Here is a 24,121-nt window from a genome sequence, read left to right as displayed (position 1 = left end):
TATACCAGAAAAAAGGAGAAAAGATATGAGCGAATGGAATGCAGGATATTATGGAAGTGGTTTAAGACTAAACGAGGAGGAATTTATGAGTTTCCTTAAACGGTACCTGGCCTTAAACCCGAAAGAACTGGAAATGGCAATGGAATACTCCCATGAGGAATTTAATTCGGCAGCCACCTATGACCCGGATGAAGCATTTGAGCTAACCGCTGAGGCTTATCAGGATTGCGGATACGTTCCTTCTAACTTAGCAGGAACGGAGATTGCTATGGATTCTGAATCAGAGAAGAGGTTCGGCATCGTAAGAATCCCGGCCGATGATATTTATGATGGTATGCGCTTTATGCCATACCGCGTCAACGGTAAGTTTAATGTACCATATGTCATAGTGGGCGAAGAGAAAAGCGAGAATCCGGAATTTGTAAACTGGATCGACCTTCGTTCAGAAACCAGTTACATGGTTTTCTGCGACCGCGATCTGGACGGTCCTATGAGTTTCGTGAGGAGACCGTATGATCGTACGAAGATTTTGTGGATGAGTTCCGGCGTAAGATGGGGCAGTACCTGCCAGAAGATTTTGACTGGGATGCACACATCGGAAGATTTAACTACTCTGCATACTGCTAATTTTTATCGAGGTTCCCGCTATAGGGAGCCTCGTTTTTTATGCAGAAAGATAAGAGACTGTTCCCGGGTAACATCCCCAACGCCAAACAGTAAGGCGAAAAAAAGAGGGCTGCGAAAATTGCAGTCCTCTTTGTGATAACATCATTTCGTCATTCGCTCTGCCGCTTCGCGGAGACTGTCCGCACTATATCCCATAAGAGACATATGCATCCACTCACCGTATTCTTCCACGCATTCGGCTTCCATATACAGATCGTCCTTCGTGATATGGCAACGCGCAATGATTTCATCCAGTTCCTTTTTCTCTTTCTCAGACATATTCGTTCCTCCATTTTGATCATATACAATTTTGATCAGCGCATATTGTTCCGGATGCGCAAGCACCCAATCTATTCCTCTGGATCCGGGTCTCCGGTTTCCCACACATAATCTCCATCAGCATCTTCCACGATAATACAGTCGCCGTCAATATCTTCCAGTTTCCCGAAATCTGCGTTCTCGTACTCGCTGACGGCCAGCTCCTTAGCTTCCTTGATCGTTTCCGCAAGGACTTTCGTGATAAACCTGCCTTCGACTTTCATCGTCACATAATACTCCTGCTTTTCCGGAATATAATGCTCGCGGTAAAACTTCCACATTTCTTCGTGATCGTCCATCAGATCGATCAGACCCATCATGTAGCCAGGATCCTGGAACTCTGTCTGCAAAAATTCCTCCAGGCAGACCCACAGACTACCATCGAATCCAGTCTCCATAATGAAAGTGTTATGGGCTTCACTCAGAAGTGCTTTTGCGCTGCTTTCGCTCGTTGCAGCAACCATAGCATGTTCTTCTGTAGATTCCGCTGCAATGTCGCCGATCGTATGGAGCAATTCTTTCAGCGTCTCTCCGTGAGCGAGCATCCATCGAAGCTATAAGCTTCATAGCATTTTTGCTCAAAAACGCTTTTTTCTGCCTCCAGAGTGCTTTTTGTTCCATTGGTTCTGTCTTCTTTTCCCATCGTTTTTCCTCCGTCGTTCCCACAGCCCGGTAAAATACCATTCGGCTATGTTTGCGTGTTTTCTTTGAGTGCTTATTGGTCAGATGTGCTCCGGCCAGCGATAGCTGATCGCATCCGGGGTTTCTTTTGCAAATGCGGCAAAATTAAAATGAAATCCAAGTTCCAGTTCCGCCACATTACGAACACTTTCCCTGTCATCTGCAGTCAGGCCAAGCACATCCATACCATTGTCGTTGTACCATTTGATCACATCCAATGCTCGTTCTGCGCCGATATCGTATCCAAACAATGTATTCAGCCACGCCCATCTTTCGGAATCTTGAACATCCATACCGTAATCATGCATCGCACGGTACGTATGCTCAAAGACCCCGGCTGACACATCTTCACCGATCTCCTCACTGGCATGGCTCACGACATATGCCTTCTTTTCCTCAATGCCTTTTGAGATCCCGTATTGCATGCGGGCGATGTTTCCGAATTCTTCCTCCGGGATCTTCTGCATCGCTTTCAGTGTAACTGCTGTTGTGTTCATTCTTTTTCCTCCTCAATTTCTTATTTTATGATCCGTTATCAGTATGCTAACCGTGATCCGGTAATACGCGCAAAAAATAGATTGTGCCTTGCTCCTGTTTCCGTGTCTTTCGCAGATATATGAGTGCGGGAATGGTATTTTACCAGCATGGCACAAGAATGCTCGTGACTTTAGTCGTGAGATGAATTGTGCCAGCTTTTTTCTTTTGTACTCTTATCTAACCAAATGAATCAATGCTTTTTATCATTTCGACCAAAAAGTGTTATCCGCAAAAAGCCAAGATCTTAAGATGCGACATACTGATAGTAAATCTTGAAAGGAGGGAACACATGCATACCGTACAGATCCTACTGAATACCAAAGCCTGTTCCCAGGCAATGGAAAAACGCTTCCGTGCCATGACCCATATCCATAACGTCTGCGTCAAACACGGGAATAAGCTTTTATCCCGCCTGGAGCATGATAAAGCGTACCAGGACGCCATGGAGAAACGTCTGGAAACATCCAAGAAACTTGACGGACTACAGCAGAAGGTTCCCTCTACCCGGAAAGAAGAACGGGAACTTGAAAAACAGGTTACTGCTATGGAAAAGGAGATCAAATCCATCAACCAGGTATTAAACACGATCCGTACGGACATGGAGCTTTCCAAGTCCGGATTTGAGTCCTGGTTAAAGAAATGCGGTTCCCGGTTTTCCCATCTGGTATCCTCCCAGCAGGTCCAGGCAGAGGCAGGACGCGTCTGGGCGGGTGTTGAGAAAGTCTTGTTCGGGAACGGAACGAAGCTTCATTACAAAAAGGAATGTGAACTGAGTACCATTACAGGCAAGTCAAACACCAACGGGGCAAAGTTCCATCCGGAGACCATGACGGTGGAATGGACCGGCCTGACGCTTTCCTGCAAACTTCCGAACCGTATTTCCGAGCAGCACTATATCGCGGAAGCCTTACAGGGGACCATCGCCTACTGTACCATCAGCCGGAAGATGTTCCCTTCCGGATGGCGGTATTACGCACTGGTATGCGTCCGCAGTGACGCCCCGGTAAACGGACGGACATCCGGGAAGGGCCCCATGGGCATTGACCCTGGGACTTCCACCATGGCTGCTGTCAGTAATGAAGCCGTATTCCTGGAGGAGCTCGCACCACGTGTTCCGGAATATAACCGTCAGATCCGTGACCTGCAGTACCGGATGGATATCTCCAAGCGGATGACGAACCCCAGGAAGTACCATGAGGACGGAACGATCAACCAGAAGAACCATGACCGTTGGATCTTCTCCAAGGGATATAAAAGGATGCGTCAGAAGCTCCGGGCCATCTACCGGAAGAAAACAGCCTACATCAAGCAGGATCATGAGGAACGGGCCAACCGCTTCTTAGCCCATGCGGATACCATCTACGTCGAGCATATGGACTATCGAGCCTTACAGAAACGGGCCAAGGACACCGCCAGAAAGGAAGATGCTTCCCCGGTGAAGCAGAAAGACGGAACCGTAAGGCTCATCCGGAAGTTTAAAAAGAAGAAACGGTTCGGACGGTCCTTAAATAACCGGGCCCCGGCTTCCTTTCTCACCATCCTAAAACGGAAGGCGGGACTCCTTGGCGTAGCCGTCCTGGAGATCCAGACCCGGACCTATAAGGCCAGCCAGTATAACCACGTAACAGGGGAATGCGTCAAAGCACTCCTCTCGGAACGTGAGAAGGAGATCGGCGGACATACCGTCCAGAGGGACCTCTACAGCGCGTTCCTGATCCAGAACCCGTCCGACGATCTGGCCATACCGAATCAGCAGGCATGTAAAGAACGCTTCCAGAACTTCCTGCAGCTGCAGGAACGTCTCATTCAGACAATGAAAAGCACCGGGCAGAGTATGCCGCAGTGCTTTGGATTTTAAATATGAACTTGAAAAAACGTAACTCATAAACCTGTCATAAGAAACACGTAACCATTTTTATATCCTGGGAGTCCGGCGTACTCCCGTGGGGTCAGCCAGTAGGTCCCGGACCGAACGCATCCCCCGAACCCGTAAAACCCGGGCTATATCCATTCTTCGGGAATGGTGATGTCCGGAAATATAAGGGAAGTCTCAATCTATGGGAACGATGCCTTTTCGTGAGGAGCTCTCACGGGAAGCTCGTGACTTTAGTCATGAGAGGACGTCACCGACCATTCGGAAACGGGCGTGGAACGCTTTGATCTTGCGAAATTTGAGAAGACATCCGACTATCACTTGAGCAGTGGACTTGACGAATTTGATGAGTCCATGTGTTAAAAATGGCACTGATGCATTTATTTGAAGGTGACGCGTCCGCGGCAAGACCGGAAGGCAGCATGGAAGTAAGGAAAATGTATTGGTGGAAACATGAAGAGCCGTTCCCGGCAACCAGCTCCGCGCGGATTATCCGCAACATGGAGTGCGAATTAAAAGACGAGATCGACCAGCCACGCAGATTCGAGGATTATAAAATTACCTGGAATCCGATTGATGGTTGTGTCGAACCTGAAATTTACGAAGCATAAAAGCAAAATTACATTCCCCATCTCAGTTTGAGGTGGGGAATTTTTTATCCACCTCCTGCCGGATCATTTTACTCTTATATTTTTGCGGGGATTTCGCAAACATCCGACATACTGTTTTTATCAAATGTTTTTGCTGGAACAGAATAGGGGTGTGTATCTGCTATGCAATTTTTTTACAATCAATCCAAATCATTACCGAGACGGTTGGCAGCGATCATGCTGGTCATTTCCATGTTCACGGTAAATTTCATTCAACTATCTTTTGCAGGAAATGCGAAGTCACCTATCCGTGCGTGGACGTTCGATACGGACAGCAGCTCCGTATACTGGTCTGAGTCACATAATCGCTGGGAAATAAAACTCAGCATGGAAGGGTATTCGTTATGTGCCGATGACGGGAATGATGCGATGGGGCTGCCGCAGAAGATTTACATTCTGCGGCCGGATACGGCTACGCCCAGCAACGCATCAGCACGTCAACCAGGCAGGAAGAAAGCGAATGGCCAGTTGCGTCCGATAGCAATATCGATCGGACAATCGCTGGTCCCGTGCAGAATGACGAAGAGGAAGAGGACGAAGAAGATCTTCCGGACTACGATTTATTCGATGACCGCAGCAAGAGTGCGGCAAAAAAGCATGAAAAAACATTCGAAACAGTAAAGAGTACAGAAGAAGCGGAATTGGCTACCGTTTCCGAGGCAATCGCAACAGTGCCGATCACATGGGATCTGGATCCGCTGTTTGATTATTTGACGAAATATGAAGAAGAATCGGAAATTGATGAAGGTGATGACGTTATAGCCACTGCTTCAAACGCTGATGCGGCATCTTACGAGGACGGCTCTCCATATTGGGCGGCAGAATTTACAATCCATGCATCCATAAACTCAGATACTTACCGTTTATCAGCTGCCGCAGAGCCTGTCTCAGTGACGGTTCTTTTATCCGCTGGAAATGCATTTGATGAAGCAGTACTGAACGCAAACAGCATTGAAACGGATTCTCCGGACGGACTGACGTTAAATCTTTTTGATTACTGGAATACAACCAAGACGGAAGCGGACCATTTCGGATGGAGCGCGTCAGACCGGCAAAACGAACTTGCAACCGGATATTGGAAGAAAAATATCGGGAAAGATCATGTACTGCAGTTCTCCGGCGTGACGGATACTGATAAATTTGGAGACTGGAACAGTTGGATCGGCAGTTCCCAGTCTGCGTATCAGGGGCTGGTACAGAAAAAACTTGTAAATGGATATCCCGCTTTAAATATTTCAGAAGACAAATTATCTGCCGCAACGGAATTATCCGGGCGGGATAGAACGGAATCCTTGTCCTACCTGTTTGACCCGGAAGAAGAGCATGATGGAAAAGAAAGCTTCCGGAACGTAAAGGGTTTACTGTCAAAAAATGGAGCCGGATATACTTATTCCTGCACCAAAAATTTCGCCGAATTTATCGAAACCCCGGACGATGAGGATTCCGATGGTTATTATCGCGTGTATGATACATGGGGGATCAAGACAAATAGCGGGCAGAAGGGACAGTATTTCCCATTTGCGTCCATTGATAAGGTATTTACGAATCATAACGGCACATTAACGCCAAACAGCATCGACGCCAGAAAATTCACCCATTTTTTCGGACTGACCGGATCAATGGAATTCGCAAAGACTAACAATGGCACCGTCCGTTTCAATACAACGTCATCCAATCTGCATTTTAACGTTTCCGGTACGGATGATATCTGGGTATTTGTGGATGATGTCCTGATCGGTGATGGCGGGGGAAACTCAGACGAAAAGGCAATTAACATCGATTTTGCGACAGGCGATGTAATCGTAAAACGCGTGTCGAATAATACCAATGAGACCACACATGCCACGACCATCAAAGAATGCTTCGAGGCAGCCGGTGAAAAGACGGATTCTTTCTCCGGAAATACGTTTGCAGACGGCACTACGCACACCTTGAAATTCTTCCAGCTTGAACGCGGTTCTAATGCATCATTTTTAAGCTTTGATTTTAATACGCTGGACCTGGAAGCTGTTGACCGTGAAGCCTTATTAAAAAACAGGCTGCAGACCGTATCCCCGGAAAATGTGCGTATCGATCTGCATGATTATTGGAATACGAGGAAAACAGACAAAGACTATTTTAAAGGGAGTGAAAACAATGCGGAATATCAGACAAGATTCTGGGAAAACGGGATCGGGAAAAATCATATTCTGCAATTTGTAAACACCGCCAACTCATTAAATCGTAACGGGGATACCAAGAATGCGTTCGGTGACTTTAACGCATGGACAGGGTCTTCCGGGATGGCTTACGAAGGGCTTGTAAAATCGAAATTAAAAGATGGCTACCCGGTGTTAAACCTCTCGGAAAGCCAGATGTCAAAAGCAACATTTCTTCCAAACACAGAAGAAAAAAAGAATGAATCGCTTGCTTATCTGTTTGATCCGGACTTCAGCCAGAATGGCAAGGATTCTTATAAGAACGTAAATGGAATATTCCACGAAGAAGACGGGTATTATGTATATAACGGAAGAGATAATTACGCAGAATTCGTCCAGACAGATGATCACAGCGGCCGTTTTAACGTCTATAATATACCTGCCATTATCGATAACCGGGGCACTATAGGACAGTTTTTCCCGTTTAATCGCGCGGCCGATGTAGTAAGCGTACAGGCGGATGGAAGCATTGCCGCCGGCGATACCACCTGCCAGACAGAAGGGATCAATCACTTTTTCGGCCTGAACATGACGATTGATTTCGAACAGCCAAAAGACGGCATCATCATGAATGATGACACCAGCGAAAAAATGCAGTTTCACTTCATCGGAGATGATGATGTATGGGTATTCGTTGACGGTATCCTGATATCCGATCTCGGCGGCATCCATGATGAGTTATATACAACGATTGATTTCTCAACCGGCCAGATCGTACGTGACAGAAGCTACGATGCAACTGCGGACTCAAAAAAGACGAGCACCATCAGGGAGCAGTTTGAAAAAGCAGGCGCGGACACCTCATCTTTCCATGGGGACACCTTTGCCGACTACACATCCCATACCCTGCAGTTTTTCTACCTGGAGCGCGGCAGCAATGCGTCAAACCTGATCATGAGGTTCAACCTGCAGCATCGCCCGGGCAACCGGATACAGAAAATGGATCAGGATGGAAACGGACTGAGTGGAGCTTCTTTTGCTTTGTATGCAGCAGACCGGGACGAAAATGGAACCTTTACGATTGATGACGAGCAGCCGGATCCTTTACTGGATGATATCGCAGTTTCAAATACCGGTACCGTAAATTTAAACTATGCTGACGGAAACGTTTTTGATTTCAGCACGTATGACCATTACATCTTAAGGGAAACTGCCGCTCCGAACGGCTACGCGGGAGTGCCGGATATCTGGATCACATCAGCAAATGACATGCCCGCCGACCTAAGCCTGCAGATCGGAAGTGCTGCCTTATATACGGAAAACCGATTTGATACTGGGGTTTCCATTGCGCATACCATGGGCCTCGCCGGCAATCTTGCCGATCTGAAGATGAAAAACGGCTCAAACGCAGCTTTTGATCCGGATTCAGCTGATAAACTTGTTTTTATGGCCGTGCCGTACGTCAGGAACCTGAATGCTGACACACCTGTATGGAAACCGATATACGGCTCCGAACAGCACGGGTACTGGGATGCCGGGGAGCAAGAGGAAGAATCTGCGGCAATAGAAGCAATGATCGGCAGTATCTTTGAGCACTACCGCAATGAAAATGCGGCCGACTGGATGTTTTCTTACGATACTCCAAGTTCCCAGATAAAAGCTTCCGTCGATCCGCTGCCATATGCGATCAACCGCTACGGCACGGAAGACGCTGATGTGAGCACGGATAAGGATATCGCCATCCGTTATTATTACCTCGACCTTTCCGCTTTAACCAGCGTAAAAAATCTGGCTTCACCGGAACGCGCGGATTACCTCGCATCTCTCGTGAAGGGCAGGCTTACAGCCGGCAGCAGCACGGATGACATAAGAAATGCCGTACGGGAAGTGACCGCATCGCTGATAAAAAATGGGATCCATGCGGAACAGTTGAGCAAAGACAGCATCGCAAAAAAGACCCAGGCAGAAATCATGGCGCCGAACCGTGAACGAAAATTGATCATCGAAAAGAAAAATGAAAACGGCACTTATCTGGCTGATGCGGAATTCAGCATTTACACAACCGAAGCAGATGCTAAAAACGGCACCAATGCGCTGTATACCGGGAAAACCGGCACAAACGGGAAACTGGAATTTTCTCCGCAGCCGGCCGATACCGAAATCGACAGTGCAGGCGTAAACCATGTGCAGGCTGTTTTTCACTTGAATGACGATGGTTCTGCCCGCCATTATTACCTGAAAGAAACCAAAGCCCCGACGCTTTACAAAGAAAATGACTCCATTGTAAAAATAACCGCCACGGCGAATGGGCTGGCTGTTGATCGTACGGACAGTGAAAGCAGAATCAGGGTGTTAGATAAACCTGGGATCCTTGTGGCACCGTTAAGAAAATACGCCGAAGGCGTTGACGGCACATTAAACAGGATCCAATGGACCCAGAACGGTGAAAAAAAGGTATTCTCATACGATAAGGACGGACAGTATGTTGAAAGCAGCCAAGCCGAACTAGGGGATACAGGCAGCGCCGTCTATGCACAGACCGGAACCCAGTGGCGTAATGGCGCACTGACCGGTTCCGATTTGACAGGAAAAGACCTGTCCAATATCTTTTCCCATGAAACGATCGTAGAAGTGACCGATTCTTATAAATATGCTGCTTTGACGATCAACAAGCACATCAACGAGAGATATGCTCCTTTTGGCGACGCGACATTCCTGTTCAAAATATCCGGAAACGGAAAAGTATATCATGCGTCCATTACAATCCCGGAAGGGAGCATCGACGGGACGACTTCCATCCGGATGGATTACGGACATGACTATCAGATCGAGGAGATCGGGACATCCAGATACATTCCATCCGAAACGCCAGTGTCAGTTGTAAAGAACGCTTCCGTCAATGAAGATCAGACTGTGACAGCCCTGCTTTCCACAAACAAAGAAGCTGAGGTTACTTTTAACAATAACATCACGCAGTATGAAAAATTCAGCCACGCGACAACCGTGGTCAATCAAGTAAAAAGCGGACAGACGAAGCAGGATGTGTCGGATCCGGAAGAGATTAAAGTGCCGTTATCCATGGAAAACGGAACCACGCCGCTTATGACAGACTGGAAATTCAATCTGGCGATGCCGCAAATGCGCAGGACGTATCCTTTGATGATAGCAGCTGGGTAACGATCGATCTGCCTCATGATTACAGTATTACCCAGGAATATGATGCGAATCTTGAGTCGGAAAGTGCTTATTTACCAGGCGGGACCGGCTGGTACCGTAAGATTTTAAATATCCCTGAATCACTGGCAGGCAAACGCGTAACCCTTGATTTTGACGGGGCTTACATGAATGCTGTCTTGTATGTCAATGGCACAAAACTTGGCTCGCATCCGAATGGCTACACCGCATTTTCCTTTGATATCACAGATGCGTTAAAGCCTGGTGAAACCAATGTGATCGCCGTGCGGACCGAAAACAAGGTCCCATCCAGCCGGTGGTATTCAGGAAGCGGCATTACCCGTGATGTCAGCCTTACGATCACGGACGCGGTACATTTCAAAAAGAACGGCATTATCGTCACAACTCCGGATCTTGAGGCAAACCAGACCACAGTGACCGTGCAGAACGATTTGACGATCGCGAATGATGGCGACGAAGCAAAGAAGCTGACCGTATTGACGAGCATCACTAAAAAAGGGGAACAGACCGTTTTATCCTCTGTGAATACATCTGTCACCGCTGCGGCTCGAACAGATACAAAAATCTCCAATCCGTTCGCCATAAAAAATCCTGACCTTTGGACAACGGATGCACCAAACCTGTATACCATCCATAATGAGATATACGATGGCGAAGAACTCCTGCAGGCTTGTGATACGGATTATGGATTCCGTTACATGGATTTTGATCCCGACCAGGGATTTTCCTTAAACGGCAGACATATGAAGATCCGCGGCGTCTGCATGCACAGTGACCTTGGGGCGCTGGGGACTGCCATGCATGGATCGGCGCTCCGCAGACAGGTCCAGATCTTAAAACGCATGGGCGTCAACTCCATCCGTACCACACACAACCCACCATCCAGAATGCTGATCGACATCTGTAATGAGGAGGGCATCCTGCTTACGGAAGAGATATTCGACGGATGGGAGAGTGTCAAGAACGGCAATGTGAATGATTACAGTGCGTGGATCACGAAAACCATAGGCGCTGACAATCAGATCATCGGTTCAACCGGAAGTAGCATGCCGTGGTATGAATACGATCTTGCCGCTGCGATCGGCAGGGACCGGAACGATCCATGTGTCATCATGTGGTCCATTGGAAATGAACTTGCGACCAATATCAGTACTTACACCGACTTTGTATCATTAAATAAAAAAATGCTGACATATATCGAAAATCTGGATAATACCAGACCATGCACAATGGGTGACGACAAGAGTAAAATCGGAAACGGAACTTTCATCACCATGCAGAATGATCTTGCAAATGCCGGCGGTACGAACGGTATGAACTATGCAAGCGGTTCCCAGTATGATTCCTTACATAAGGCTCATCCGGACTGGAAGATATATGGTTCTGAGGTCGCTTCTGCCATCAACAGCCGCAATTACTACAAGACATCCGGACATCAGAACGGGACGAACAGGGATAAGCAGCTGACCTCCTATGATGAGTCCAGAGTTTCATGGGGTGCCTGCGCAAGCGATGCGCTCTATACAACGATTCAAAGGGACTATCTGTTCGGAAGTTACTCCTGGACCGGGTTTGATTATCTTGGCGAACCGACGCCGTGGCAGAGCCAGGGCAGCGGAGCGCAGGGAACATGGCCAAGCCCGAAGAGTTCTTACTTCGGCATCGTGGATACCGCAGGATTTGAAAAAGACAGTTTCTATCTCTATCAGTCCCAGTGGAATGACCAGATCCATACATTACACCTGCTGCCGACATGGGATAAAAACGCAGTGGACATCGATTTGGATGGAAATGTGAAGGTTGTCGTCTACAGCGATGCAAAATCCGTAGAACTGTTCTTCACGGATACAAACGGCAACAGAACATCCCTGGGGCGGAAGGAATTCGCAACCAAACAGAGCAGTACGGGGCTTTACAGTTATCAGATCTATGAAGGTGCGGATAAGTCATCCACACCGCATGAAAACTTATACCTTGCATGGAAAGTCCCATACGCCGACGGTTCCATTGATGCAGTTGCTTACGATGAACGCGGAAATATGATCGCCAATACGGACGGCCGGGATCATATCGAAACAGTAGGAGCGACTACCACGCTCGACGCTTCTGTGTGGGGAGGACAGGAAACATTTTATGAAGACCGCGACGACCTTGCGTTCATTGAGATCTCCCTCAGGGATGCGAATGGCACGGTAAGCACGCTGGATACCTCCCGCGTAACGGTTAACGTGAGCGGAGCCGGAAAACTTGTTGCCATGGATAACGGAAATTCGCCGGATCTTGAGTCATTCTTCTCGGGCGGAAGAAAAGCGTTCGCAGGAAAGGTCCTGGCGATCGTAAAGCCATATGGAGAAGGTGAATTCACGGTAACCGCATCGGCGGAAGGGCTCGCGCCTGCGGAGATCACATTGACTGCAGCACATGCGGAAACATCCGATGCGAAAAAAACGATACGAAGTTACGTTTTATCGACTAAGTATACCGTTGCCATTGGTGTAACGCCGGATTTGCCCAGCCAGGCTGAAGTGCGGTACACTGATGGAACCACCGAAACACTGCCGGTGACATGGGAGGAAATCCCGTGGCAGCAGGTATTGGAGCCGGGAGAATTTACCGTAAATGGTAATATTGATGATAAAATTCCAATGAAAGTATTCGTAACGGTTACATCCAAATAGCATGTATCATAAAGGAGGGCGCGATTGTGCTCTCCTTTATTTTATATCTAAAATAGCCAAAAACTGTTATCCGCAAAAATGTCCTTCAAAAAAACACGCCCGGAAGTTTTTATATCTGGCAACGGATCATACATGCCGGAAAGCAGACACCTGGAATCCGATTGATGGTTGCGTTGAACCTGAAATTTACGAAGCGTAAAAACAAAATTACATTCCCCATCTCAGTTTGAGGTGGGGAATTTTTCGTCCACCTCCTGCCTGATATGCCGGCAATGTTTTTCGTTCTTTTTTTGACGGATCCGTATACATACTGTTTATGTACATTAGTGGAAAGGCATTGAGAAAAAAGAAAATGCCTAAGAATTTAAAAGACATGTAGCAACGTGCGCTACATGAAATTCGTTCCGTATGGAATGTACAAGAGAATCATCTCCAAAAATATTACCAAAGTGCGGTAACTATGTACGGAGATGATATGTAACTGGACATGCTTTACGTATGTCCAATAAAAGTGTAAAAAAATAAAAAAATAAAAAAGGAAGGCGTCCGCGGTCGTACGGGCGTCGAAGGAGGAAAGTATGAAAGAGTTAAAAAAAATCGAAATGATTTGTGGTCGTTCAGCAGCGTTGGGGTGTACGGAAGACGTCCAGATTGAGATCGAAAGAAACTATAATTTCTTTCGGGAATATCTGGAGATGTTTCTGCAGCAGAGTATGGTCGAGGCTCTGCGTAGTGCTTCCCTTCTCGGTAAAATTTTTGTTACCGGAATGGAAGACAACGCAGCGCCGACGTACCAGACGTATGTTCTTGGAGTGTTAAAAGCACTCCAGAAATACGACTGGGATGACCGCGCACAGGCACGGCTCTGGCGTGCAGGCGCCGAAGACGAATGGCGTATCGCGAAAGCGTATACCATGGGTCGCAGCGCGCAGGTGGTTTCTCCTGACGGGAAGACCATCAATGTGCGGCTTGGTGCCGGCGAAGGGTACGATGGCGACCCCAACGACGTGTGGTTGTGGCTGACCATCGACTATGATTGGGAACACCTGTGCTGGCGTTTCCCGATCGACCGTGCCGGAACAGAGCGCGCCCTGGCAGCGTACGAGGCAGCCTGCAAAAAGGCAGCTGAGTGCGAGTCTTCAGCTCTGAAAGACGAGCTGAGGACGCTGCTTGCGTAGCCTGACACACAACCCTTAAGCCTTCTCCGAGAAATCGGGGAGGGCTTTTTTTATGCCAAAAAGTGTTATCCGCAAAATTCTAATTTTCTCGCAACTGCAACATACTGATAAAAAAGAAGGAAAGGAGAAAACAGAACATTGAAAATTTTCCGCAAAATACAAGAAGCAAATAAGAAGAAAATACGATGGTTCAACTCAAACCGTCTCCATTTAGATCCGCACAGGTGGCAGGTGATGGGCGATAGCCAGGTAACACACCCAAACAAAGGCATCATTCTGTCAAAACATACCCAAGAGCTGGTCGACAGCGCAAAAGAAAAAATCAATAACGTGCTGGTAATTGGCGGACCAGGAAGTGGAAGATCATGGCATGTCGTTCTTCCAAATCTGCTGCAGATGAATGGTTCGTATATTGTTCTGGATCACGATGGCACTCTGTTTATGACCACGAAAGAGCTTTTTCGTCAATCCGGCTATCGCGTAATGCTGTTAGATTTTTGGAATGGCCCGGAAGATCGCCAAAAGGATTCCTATATCGGAAAAGGAATCGAAGAATACAATTACAATCCGTTCCGTTATCTGCGAAGTGATGCTGATATTGATGCTATGATTGACTGTATGATGTTGAACACTCAAAAATATGCAAGCGCGGAACGTGTAGTCGATGATTCGGATGAAACAATACTCGAAAAAAGTCTGCTAAAAGCGTTCATCTGTTATATTCTGGATCATATACCGAAGGAACGGAAAGACCCGGCAACATTAATTGCTATGCTGCGTTGCGGAAGAACGCAAAAACAACAGGACCTGGAAACGTATGAGCGAAACATCCGTCGATTTCGACAGGAAAATCCAAAAGACCGCTGTGCTTTGGCGTATGCACCATTACTGGAAATCCCGATCAATATCAGACTGCAGATCATGAAGCTCGTTTCTTATCGTATTGGTCTGTTTCCTCAGTCATACTTATCGCTCATCATGCGTCCAGGAAATACAGATTTGGAATGCTTTGTCGAGCAAAATACTATCCTGTACATTTTTATCCCGTCAATGGGAAGCGGTCTGGAATGGTACGTTGGAACATTCTTTACACAGTTAACGGATGCGTTGAAAAATCGTACTGCGAATCGTGTCTCTGAACATCCTGACCGCCAGCTTAATATGATTCTGGATTCCACTCCGGACGATATTATTATTCCGAATTTCCATAAGACATTACGGGTATGGGCAGATATCGGCATTTCATCCATGCTTTGCGCCCGGTCTTTTGAGTGGCTGCAGAAGGTTTATACGGAAACATGGCGGGCCATATTCCATACATTTGACACTCTGGTATATCTCGGAACGTCTGACTTGGAATCGTTACCGCCGGATCTAAGACGATATCTGCTGGAAGAACTAAAATCAAGAGTGACCGATGAGCAAGATTGTTTTTCTTATAAGCCACACAAACAGGGGCGAACATTTGATGCAGAACTTATCGAGGTTTTGCATTACGTTTCATTGCAGTTAGATCAGTGCTTCATCGCCATTAAGGGACAAAGGTTGGCTTTGGATCAGCGATATCATACCCAGGATCATCCGAACTGGAAGCATCTGCATCGAAACGTATAATTCCACAAAAAATAGCGGCGCCGATGTCCATACTGATTACAGATTACAAAATAAGGGAGGGAACAAAACATGTCAGAAGTTAACAAACTGGTTGTGCACGCCGGATTGTTCCATACGGATGATGTTCTGTGCGCCGCTATGGCACGGGCCATTAACCCGGATGTCTGGATCGTGCGCACAAATACGGTAGAAAAAGATGACGCAAGAAATGATGGCACGAACGGTATTTATGTTGCAGATATCGGTGGCGGGAGGTACGATCATCATCAAAAAGATGCGGCCGTACGTGAGGACGGGGCCAAATACGCCGCCTGCGGCCTGTTGTACAACGAATGGAAGGATGAACTCTTTAAAACGCCGGAGGGACAGGCATATTTTGAGGAAACGTATATCAAGCCGATCGAGTTAATGGATAATACCGGCACCCCGAATGCTCTGAATCTGGCCATTAACGCCATGCGACCGGATTCAGATATTCCGGACCCCGGCGGGATCCGCATGAATGTAGCGTTTTATGATGCCGTAGACCGTATGTCGGAAATTCTGGAAGCAGAGCGTTACAGGGTGAACGTTCTCGGCAAAACAGCCCCGGAAATCAATCCGACAATCTTGCAACATCTGCCAAAAGCGATCCAGGATAAGCCATTCCCGAGCCAGTTCTTACAGTCCAATGCGCATAAAAAATATATGACCGTACAGGACGATATCTATGCCGAGAAAATCAGCAATCCGTTAAGTGCCGCGCTGACCGCCGTTGCGGTCAACCACCCGGAACGGGCAGAAGCAATGATTCAGGAAATCGCGGGCAACGAGCAAAGAATCGCACAGGCGGAAGAAAGAATGAAAGAAACGGTAAAAGACTGTCTTGCAAAATCCGACGGTAAAGTAGTCGTGCTTCCAACCAGCTTGAAATGGGGGCCGGTGCTCGGAAAAAGCGATGCGAAATTCGTAATTTATCCAAATATCCGGCAGGAGGGATCGTATACGCTCCAGTGCATTCCGATTTCGAGAGACGACCGCTCCAGCCGCATTCCTTTCCCGGAATCATGGGAGCAGGAAAAACCGGAGGGTTGTGAAAAAATCTATAATGGATACATGGCTTTCTTCGATTCCAGGGAACACGCCATAAATGCCGCAAATGGTCTGGTACGTCAGGCAGAACAGACAAAAGAGACCGTTGTGCAGGGTGATTATCAGATGACGAGGCATAATGATGAGCAGGGTCTCAAATACCATGGAATGATGCTGCTGAAAGGTGATTGGTATGGAAAGGACATGAGAACCGGGGAGCCGATGGTCTTTCGTCCTATAAAAGAACCAAAGTGGACGGATAAGTTTTTCAACCGGGCGCTTGCATCAAAATACGAAGATCCATGCTTCTGTCAGCATGGCACCTGGCAAAGACTGACCGCACCGGAAGTATGGAAAGCGGATGACCTGAGTGAACATAATGCGGTACAGGCGGACGGGATCACCCCGGTTGGAGTGAAATCTTTTGATGAATGGTTAAAGGATAATTACGGATTAACTCCGGAAAAATTCGGGAGAAATTATGTTGGGGAATTCCGGCAGCGCATAACAGACGCATACACATTATATGCGTTTGGCGAGCTCCCGCTCTTCGCTGCGAGCCAAGAAAACCTCATGAGGGTGCCGGTCCCGACTGATGACCAGAAGGAACGGCCGGATGATATGATCGCAACCCCAAAAGGGTTATACCAGATCCCAGTCCAGGATGCTCACTTCGATCTTGGCTCAGGAATCGAAAATGAAAAGACATATCAGAAAGCCATGGATAAAATTGGCACGATCACTACCGCGAAACGGGTGCTCACGCGGCAAATGTACACGATAGAATTTAACAAACTTGTAGACCAATATCAGACAGTAACTGACAACACTAAAAAACAGTGGGATGCAGTCGCCGACAAAACACCTGACGAAGACCGTGCACTTGAAGATGCGCTGCAGGCAAAAATCACGGAGCCTGTGAAAGCGGTTATTGCAAGTGGTTCGCCGCAAAAAGCTGACATTATCCGTGATGCGTATCAGGCTGCTGCCGAAGTCATTCAAAACTATGATGCATTAAAACAGGCCAAAAAGGACGAAATTGCTGTTTGGACAGAAGCGCGCGATAACGCATGCAAGATTTTGTATGTGCATGCACGTGCTGCACTTCTCAGTAAGGATTTCTGCATGGAACATTTATCTGCGCCATCCGAGATCATTAACAGTCAATGCGAATATGCGGTAAACCAGGCTATAAGAGGCAAAGAAGTGGAATTTGCGGACCTCTCCATCTGACCCGAAGGGTTAGGTGAAAAGGTTCACTAACCGCAGTAAAACGATTCGATTATCAAAAAATACTGCGAGCCGATAAGACACAAAGGCAGGGCATCATGCCCCGCCTTTTTTTTGCGCAATAAAGTATATTTTATGATTTTCCCTATTTTTTATGTGTTTCCCATATGCATACTGTATCTGTACATTGATTATGGAAGGTATTGAGTATTTTAAAAATGCGTAAGATATAAAAAGAACAGATATGCAGTGTCATTTACTGCATTGATAATCGGACCATAAGAGATGTTTTATATAGAGAACGCAATTCGCACAAAGAAAAAATCATGACAGTGGCACCAACATACGGTGAATGTCTTTTCGGCGTGAGGGTTGCAAGATAACCGGCCTCATAAAATGTGGCCGTTCGAATAAAAACACATTAACAACAATGAGAAGGCGCCCGTTGTTATGCGGGTGTTTAAGGAGGAAAAATATGAGAAGTTTGAATAGAAATGCAACCATCGACACTACAGCCCTGTGCAAGACTTTTTCCGGAAACGGTGAAGAGTCCTGGTGTGAAGCTACCAGACCGACTACCGGATGTTTGTATATCTATCCGGAAGAATCTGCCATCGAGTTGCGGCTCTTTTCCGGCTGTGACCCGCATGTCGATGACATCATCGCGTTTATTTTACGTGATAAGGATGTCAAAGAGATGCTGGCGCGGTACTATCAGAAAGGCCGCAAAGACCGGTACTCCATGCGCTGGCGCTGCGGGATGTCAGGCTGTGAAGATGTCTACATTAATTTTGTAGACGAGCACGGGCTTGTAATGAGCGGGAAACATCTGATGCATGTTTCCTGTTACGACAAGCTGGCCGGCATCAAGCGTATGTACATCGGAGATTTTGCCGAATGTGCATACGAACTGGCGCAGCATGGGCATCACTTTGATAACGGAACATCGTTCCGCTATACAAAGCCGCACTTTGCCGAAAGCGCAGGTACGACGGTGCACAGGCTGTAACGTCCAGCCAAACCCAATAGGTCTTCTCCAGAAATCGGAGGAGGCTCATTTTTTATGCGAAAATTCAAATTCCATGATATTTGTGACCAAAAAGTGTTATCCGCAAAAATGCCATTCGGAAATATGTCCGAGATTTTTTATTTCCGACATAAAATCATGCATACTGAAAACAGAATAAAAAATACGAAAGGAAACACATGACAGACATGCACTCTTTAACCAAAAAAGTAAAAGGCACAATCCTTATACAAAAATATGAAAAGAAAAATGACGCGATGATCAGCGGTATTGTCGGCGCTGCTATCGGGGATGCGATCGGAGTGCCGGTGGAATTCCTGTACCGCAAGCAGTTATCCGAAAACCCCGTCACAGGTATGCGGGCACACGGTACCCATAACCAGCCGGCCGGAACATGGTCGGATGACACGTCCATGATCCTGGCAACTGCCAGTGCATTGTCCGGTATGGAGTTTGACCCAGAACGAATCGCCACTGCTTTTTTGAACTGGAGGGATCATGGGGCATTTTCTCCGGATGGAATGGTTTTCGACATCGGACTTACGACCAATACGGCCCTGAACCGATTTAAGGAAGGGACGGATACGGTCCTGTGCGGCGGGAACCATATAGAAGATAACGGGAACGGGTCTCTGATGCGGATCCTTCCGGTGGCATTTTTCTTATACAACACGGAGAGTTCGAGGACCGAAAACAGGCCGTTTATGATGCTTCAGCCATCACACACCGTCACCCAATCTCAAAAATCGCCTGCCATTTTTACGTGGAATTCCTAATACAACTTGTGAGAATAAGACAGAAAGACATGCGGGCAACGGCAGCAATCAAGCGGGCCTATCGTCACACCGCAGAAATTTTCCGGTCTTATTATAAACACGACAAAGAAATGAGCCAGACTTTCTCGAAGATTTTTACGGGCGAACTGCCGGACTGTTCTATCCACAACATAAAATCAGGAGGCTACGTAGTCGACTCCCTGGAAGCTGCCCTTTGGTGCCTGCTGCATACAGATTCCTATGAGACGGCCATACTCACCGCAGTAAATCTCGGACATGATACGGATACGATCGGGTGTATCACGGGCGGGGCGGCAGGCATCATCTACGGAATCAAGAGTATCCCTATGGCATGGAAAAAGACATTACGAAGAAGTGATATGGTATATGGAATCGCTGGGGATTTCGCAAAAGCATGTCAAATCTTATGATGTTTTTGACCAAAAAGTGTTATCCGCAAAAACACTCTTTCTGATGCTTGTACATACGACACCGTCATGCCCTGAATTTGCCAAAAAAAAGCATTTTTTTGCCTTCTTCATTCGCATACTGTAATCGAATTTATTATAAAAGGGATAGAGAAAAGGAGAAATTATGAATAAACAGAGCGTAGGAAAAGTTTATTTTACGGGGGATCTGCATTTTGGACACTTCAATGCGATCAAATACGATTGCAGACCGTGGCCGGATGTAGAAAGCATGACAGCAGGACTGATCGAGCGTTGGAATTCCCGTGTTACGGATGATGACCTGGTATATATTCTGGGCGACGTATGCTACCGAAGCGAATACCCTGCTTGGCATTATCTGGAGCAGATGAAGGGTCATAAGATCCTGATCGTGGGAAATCATGACGGGGATCTCCTGAAAGATGAGCGTTCCCGCCGTTGCTTTGACGAGATCCATTCATACATGGAGATTAAAGAGGACGGCAAGAAGATCATTCTCTGTCATTACCCGATGGCAGAATGGAACGGCAAGACGCGTGGTAGCTGGCACATTTTTGCACATATCCATGCGCAGAGAAATGAAGCTTACGAGGCCATGAAACGCATGCCGCACGCACTGAATGCGGGATGCATGCTGAATGACTTCATTCCGGCAACGTTTGCCGAACTGGTTGCAAACAACCAGAAATTCAACAAGGCAGACTAACAGCTTGATATACCCATCTGAAACGGGATGGGTATTTTTGTGCGCAAAAAAAGCGTTCAAAAACACGGGTTGCATCGACATACTGAAAATAGCATTGGTTCAAAACAAATTTTTAAAGGAGGAATCAAGTATGCCTGAAGTAAGGTTTATGAGCATTGAACAAGCGGAGGCATGGGAACGCGAAGAAAATCAGCCTATGACGTCCACCCATAATTTGGATCCAGTAGCCAGCATCTATCCGATTCGCAAAGTCGGTTCCCTCGACCTCGAAAGTGACGAAACACAGTATGGGATCTAGCAAGGCCCGGATGGTTCGTATGCAGTAGCAGGAAAAGACGGAAAATGGGTCGATCCGGCCGAAATCGGAAGAATCTATGATGTCGTATCCGAAACAGGGTCTACCAGAGAATATCATCAGTGGACGGACAAAGAAAGCTGGTACACCATTAATGCGAGCTACAGATGTCAGGCAAGCGATAAAAGCTGCGCATTGTATGTATATGACGAATGTGACCGCCGTGATTTAGACCGTAATCGCGATCTGCTTAAAAATTCGTTGTCAGAAAAGCTTACGGTTGCATACGGTATCCTGAAAGCCGCCCACACACTGGAGCAGACGCGTGCCGCCGAGCGCGCTGCCACAATATCCAAATTAGTCGTCCACGATGGGGTATTCCATGCGGATGACGTTCTGTGTGCCGCAATGGCAAGATCATTAAATCCGGATGTCTGGATCCAGCGTACGAGACGCCTTGACCCGATGGACATCGAGTTAAACGGAAATGGCGTTTATATCGCGGACGTCGGCGGCGGAAAATACGATCACCATCAGCCGGACGCAGCAGTGCGTGAAGACGGGGCAAAATACGCCGCTTGCGGATTACTGTATCAGGAATGGAAAGATGCACTTTTTAACACCAAAGAAGGACAGCAGTACTTCGAGGATACTTACATTAAACCGATCGAAGTGACAGATAATGGCGGGGAACGCAATATGTTAAGCCATGCCATTGGCGGCCTCAATCCATCCTGGGACCAGAAAACAGACTGGGATGCGGCTTTTTACGAGGCTGTAGACCGGATGTCCGCCATCCTGGAAGCAGAACGGTATCGCGTGAACGACCTCGGGAAAACAGAGCCGGCATGCGATGATAAAACCTTAATGGAAGCCCAGAAAATGATGGGAGCGGGAGAGTTCCTGGACGCGTCATGCAAAGATAAAAGCCTGAACAACTACATGGCTCTGCAGGGAGACATGTACGACGGACAGGCCAAGGATCCGTTAACCGCAGGGCTTTCCGCACTCGGAGAAGTGAACCCGGAAACCGCAAAGGAAATGGTTGACAAGATCCTGGATGAAGACCGCGAAAACGTAAACTCCGCATTCCGTGCACGTTCCATCGTGCAGGACGCATACGAGAAATCCCCGGATAAAACCAGTGTCATCCTGGAGTCCTACGTTCCGTGGAGAGACGTCCTTCCAGAAACAGAAGCGGAATACGTCCTTTATGAAACGAAAGGCCAGTATAACATCCAGTGCGTGCCAAAGAACCTGACCGGAAATGAAACAAAGGCAAAACTTCCGGAAGAGTGGCTGAGCCAGAAGCCAGAAGGCTGCAAATTCGTAGCTCCAGCAAGACATGTCTGCGGCTTTGATACCATGGAACACGCAAAAGCTGCTTTGGATGCGATCTTAAAAGATCGTACCGCACAGATCGAGGCCTCCAAATGGGAAAATCAAAAAGCGGACTATCAGCTGACATATAACAACACCAAAGAAAACATCGATTTCCACGGCTTTACCGTGCAGCCAGGGTTCTGGTATGGAAAAGACCTGGCAAACGGAGAAAATGTTGCTCTGACCGCGGATGGAAATTTCTATCACTATATTGAATCCGATGCAGAGATGTCGTGGCAGGAGTTTGATCCAACATGGTACGACGAGAAAGAAGATATAGATGTAGATCCTACCATCCTTGCAGATGGGTATCAGGCACCAGATTTCAGCAGTAAAAAACCATTTGAACAGTGGCTTGAAGAAGATTACGGCATTTCCGCACAGGATTTCCAGAAATTCTTTTATGGAGAACTGGCGGAGTACGTGCAGGAACAGTACGATTATTATCAGTACAACGGATTGCCTGACTTTGCCAGAGAGGAAATCAACCTTCAGCATGCCCGGGAAACAATGGGCATTGATGAGCAGAATACACCGTGCGTGGATTGGCGTTGCTATAACGAAACAAACCGGTTTCTCCTTAGCCATGCTCAGGGTATCAAACCAGAATTTTACATCGATTATGAGCTTAAAATAGCGCGTGAGGACATCATCCTGGATCGCGAAGAATATTATGGTAAGGAATCGGAAGAAGTGACAAAACCGATTTTAGCCAAAGATATATTCCGTTATGTGTTTCGAGACGCCGAGACATCATGTGACCAGTCCATTGACAACATGGAATCCAAGCTTCGCATAATACGTAACGATAGCTTCGAAAACACCATAAGCAGTCGCGGAGATTTACTGTTAGAATTTTGTAAAGTATGTTCTAACGCTGGCCTGGATAAAGGCACTGTACTTCAAGCACTGAATGAAGTCACAGCGGAATTATATAACCATTATAATCTGACAAGCTCAGCCGCCCAGTACTTCCACACTGACATGTATGACGAGATAGATGCAGGATTCACCTTGCTCTCTCTGAAGAATGTAAAATTAACACCTGGTAATGATACCGTTGAAATTCAGCAGAAGATTAGTGAGCATCCGAAAGAATGCCTGCATGCGATCTTAGAAGATGTAGCAAAACAATATACCATGGCAACCCCTGCCTACGATATGTCCGTGAGTGCGATGAAAAATCATTACAGTGAAAATTTGCAGGCTCACCAGGAAGCTCTGTATGAAGCTGCACTGGAGCAAGGATTATCGCACGATGACCTGGAATATGCTTTTGGTGAAGATTTCGTTGCAGAGATGGAAACCCGTGAGCAGATGCAGCAGGCGGAGAAGCATAACGATGACCCAAATCTGGAGTAATGCAACAGACAGCAAAACCATACACATACAAATAGGATTGATGACAGATAAGCAGGGGTGGCTCTGCTTATCTGTTTTCTGACCAAAAAGTGTTATCCGCAAAAATATGGAATACATTCCACAACAGAAAGATTGCGCATTGCTGTACTCGTAGTGATGTGCTATAATATTGCCAACAAAACACGATGCTTCTAAAGTAACTACAGAAGACGCCTGCCCGTATTGTTTTGTGAAAAGAAATAGCCGAAGAAGGAAGATAGAAGCATCCAAAAGAGCGCGGTAGGGGTTTTTATT

18 protein-coding genes are annotated in these 24,121 nt (G+C 47.0%); 14 read left to right on the top strand and 4 right to left on the bottom strand.

The annotated features are described in order from the left end of the window. Positions 1-25: 25 nt before the first annotated feature. Complete coding sequence (locus DW085_RS15475) at positions 26-763, top strand: hypothetical protein (protein WP_118493502.1); 738 nt, start codon at positions 26-28, stop codon at positions 761-763. Positions 764-768: 5 nt separating this feature from the next. On the opposite strand, the gene DW085_RS19230 is transcribed toward DW085_RS15475, so the two are convergent. The 4 genes from DW085_RS19230 to DW085_RS15460 all read right to left on the bottom strand — a co-directional run bounded on the left by DW085_RS19230 (position 769) and on the right by DW085_RS15460 (position 2,162). Further along, positions 769-945, bottom strand: a complete 177-nt coding sequence (locus tag DW085_RS19230) for a hypothetical protein (protein ID WP_182430906.1) — start codon at positions 943-945, stop codon at positions 769-771. 71 nt (positions 946-1,016) lie between these two features. Then, positions 1,017-1,448: a hypothetical protein gene (locus tag DW085_RS15465; RefSeq protein WP_147353966.1), complete on the bottom strand. Its 432-nt coding sequence runs from the start codon at positions 1,446-1,448 to the stop codon at positions 1,017-1,019. Positions 1,449-1,504: 56 nt separating this feature from the next. Further along, the gene (locus tag DW085_RS20235) at positions 1,505-1,627 is read right to left on the bottom strand and encodes a hypothetical protein (protein ID WP_284525755.1); all 123 of its coding nucleotides are present in this window, start codon (positions 1,625-1,627) and stop codon (positions 1,505-1,507) included. A 79-nt stretch (positions 1,628-1,706) separates the two neighbouring features. Continuing rightward, on the bottom strand, positions 1,707-2,162 hold the full coding sequence (locus DW085_RS15460; RefSeq protein ID WP_118493497.1) for a hypothetical protein: 456 nt from the start codon (positions 2,160-2,162) through the stop codon (positions 1,707-1,709). Between the two features lie 329 nt (positions 2,163-2,491). Here DW085_RS15460 and DW085_RS15455 point away from each other — a divergent pair, with 329 nt between their 5' ends. From DW085_RS15455 to DW085_RS15400, 13 genes are all read left to right on the top strand, one after another. Continuing rightward, positions 2,492-4,060 (top strand): hypothetical protein, encoded by a 1,569-nt coding sequence (locus DW085_RS15455; RefSeq protein ID WP_118493495.1) that lies wholly within the window; start codon positions 2,492-2,494, stop codon positions 4,058-4,060. 380 nt (positions 4,061-4,440) lie between these two features. Further along, a complete protein-coding gene (locus tag DW085_RS15450; RefSeq protein ID WP_118493493.1) occupies positions 4,441-4,686 on the top strand; it encodes a type I CRISPR-associated protein Cas7 in 246 nt (81 codons plus the stop codon). Positions 4,687-5,234: 548 nt separating this feature from the next. After that, positions 5,235-10,040 (top strand): SpaA isopeptide-forming pilin-related protein, encoded by a 4,806-nt coding sequence (locus DW085_RS15445; RefSeq protein WP_118493492.1) that lies wholly within the window; start codon positions 5,235-5,237, stop codon positions 10,038-10,040. Then, a complete protein-coding gene (locus DW085_RS15440; RefSeq protein ID WP_347475122.1) occupies positions 9,938-12,736 on the top strand; it encodes a glycoside hydrolase family 2 TIM barrel-domain containing protein in 2,799 nt (932 codons plus the stop codon). Before DW085_RS15445 ends, DW085_RS15440 begins: the two co-directional genes overlap by 103 nt. Positions 12,737-13,314: 578 nt before the next feature. Further along, positions 13,315-13,914 carry a hypothetical protein gene (locus DW085_RS15435; protein WP_118493488.1) on the top strand — a complete coding sequence of 200 codons (600 nt, stop codon included), beginning with the start codon at positions 13,315-13,317 and terminating at the stop codon, positions 13,912-13,914. 234 nt (positions 13,915-14,148) lie between these two features. Continuing rightward, positions 14,149-15,528: a type IV secretory system conjugative DNA transfer family protein gene (locus DW085_RS15430; protein ID WP_118493486.1), complete on the top strand. Its 1,380-nt coding sequence runs from the start codon at positions 14,149-14,151 to the stop codon at positions 15,526-15,528. A gap of 69 nt (positions 15,529-15,597) precedes the next feature. Then, positions 15,598-17,832 (top strand): MYG1 family protein, encoded by a 2,235-nt coding sequence (locus tag DW085_RS15425; protein ID WP_118493484.1) that lies wholly within the window; start codon positions 15,598-15,600, stop codon positions 17,830-17,832. Positions 17,833-18,304: 472 nt separating this feature from the next. Beyond that, positions 18,305-18,838, top strand: a complete 534-nt coding sequence (locus DW085_RS15420; RefSeq protein WP_118493482.1) for a hypothetical protein — start codon at positions 18,305-18,307, stop codon at positions 18,836-18,838. A 197-nt stretch (positions 18,839-19,035) separates the two neighbouring features. Continuing rightward, positions 19,036-19,632, top strand: coding sequence for an ADP-ribosylglycohydrolase family protein (locus tag DW085_RS19985; protein ID WP_118493480.1), 597 nt, complete (start codon positions 19,036-19,038; stop codon positions 19,630-19,632). After that, positions 19,521-20,063, top strand: coding sequence for an ADP-ribosylglycohydrolase family protein (locus tag DW085_RS15410; RefSeq protein WP_243034060.1), 543 nt, complete (start codon positions 19,521-19,523; stop codon positions 20,061-20,063). Before DW085_RS19985 ends, DW085_RS15410 begins: the two co-directional genes overlap by 112 nt. A gap of 163 nt (positions 20,064-20,226) precedes the next feature. After that, positions 20,227-20,787: a metallophosphoesterase gene (locus DW085_RS15405; RefSeq protein ID WP_118493476.1), complete on the top strand. Its 561-nt coding sequence runs from the start codon at positions 20,227-20,229 to the stop codon at positions 20,785-20,787. 130 nt (positions 20,788-20,917) lie between these two features. Further along, a complete protein-coding gene (locus tag DW085_RS19225) occupies positions 20,918-21,085 on the top strand; it encodes a hypothetical protein (RefSeq protein ID WP_182430904.1) in 168 nt (55 codons plus the stop codon). Positions 21,086-21,277: 192 nt separating this feature from the next. Next, positions 21,278-23,827: an MYG1 family protein gene (locus DW085_RS15400; protein ID WP_118493474.1), complete on the top strand. Its 2,550-nt coding sequence runs from the start codon at positions 21,278-21,280 to the stop codon at positions 23,825-23,827. Positions 23,828-24,121 lie beyond the last annotated feature (294 nt).

This window comes from Clostridium sp. AF50-3 (genome assembly GCF_003477445.1).
GTDB classification, from domain to species: domain Bacteria; phylum Bacillota; class Clostridia; order Lachnospirales; family Lachnospiraceae; genus Otoolea; species Otoolea fessa.
The sequence above is the reverse complement of the archived record's forward strand: the minus strand, read 5'-3'. Positions and strand labels throughout refer to the sequence as shown.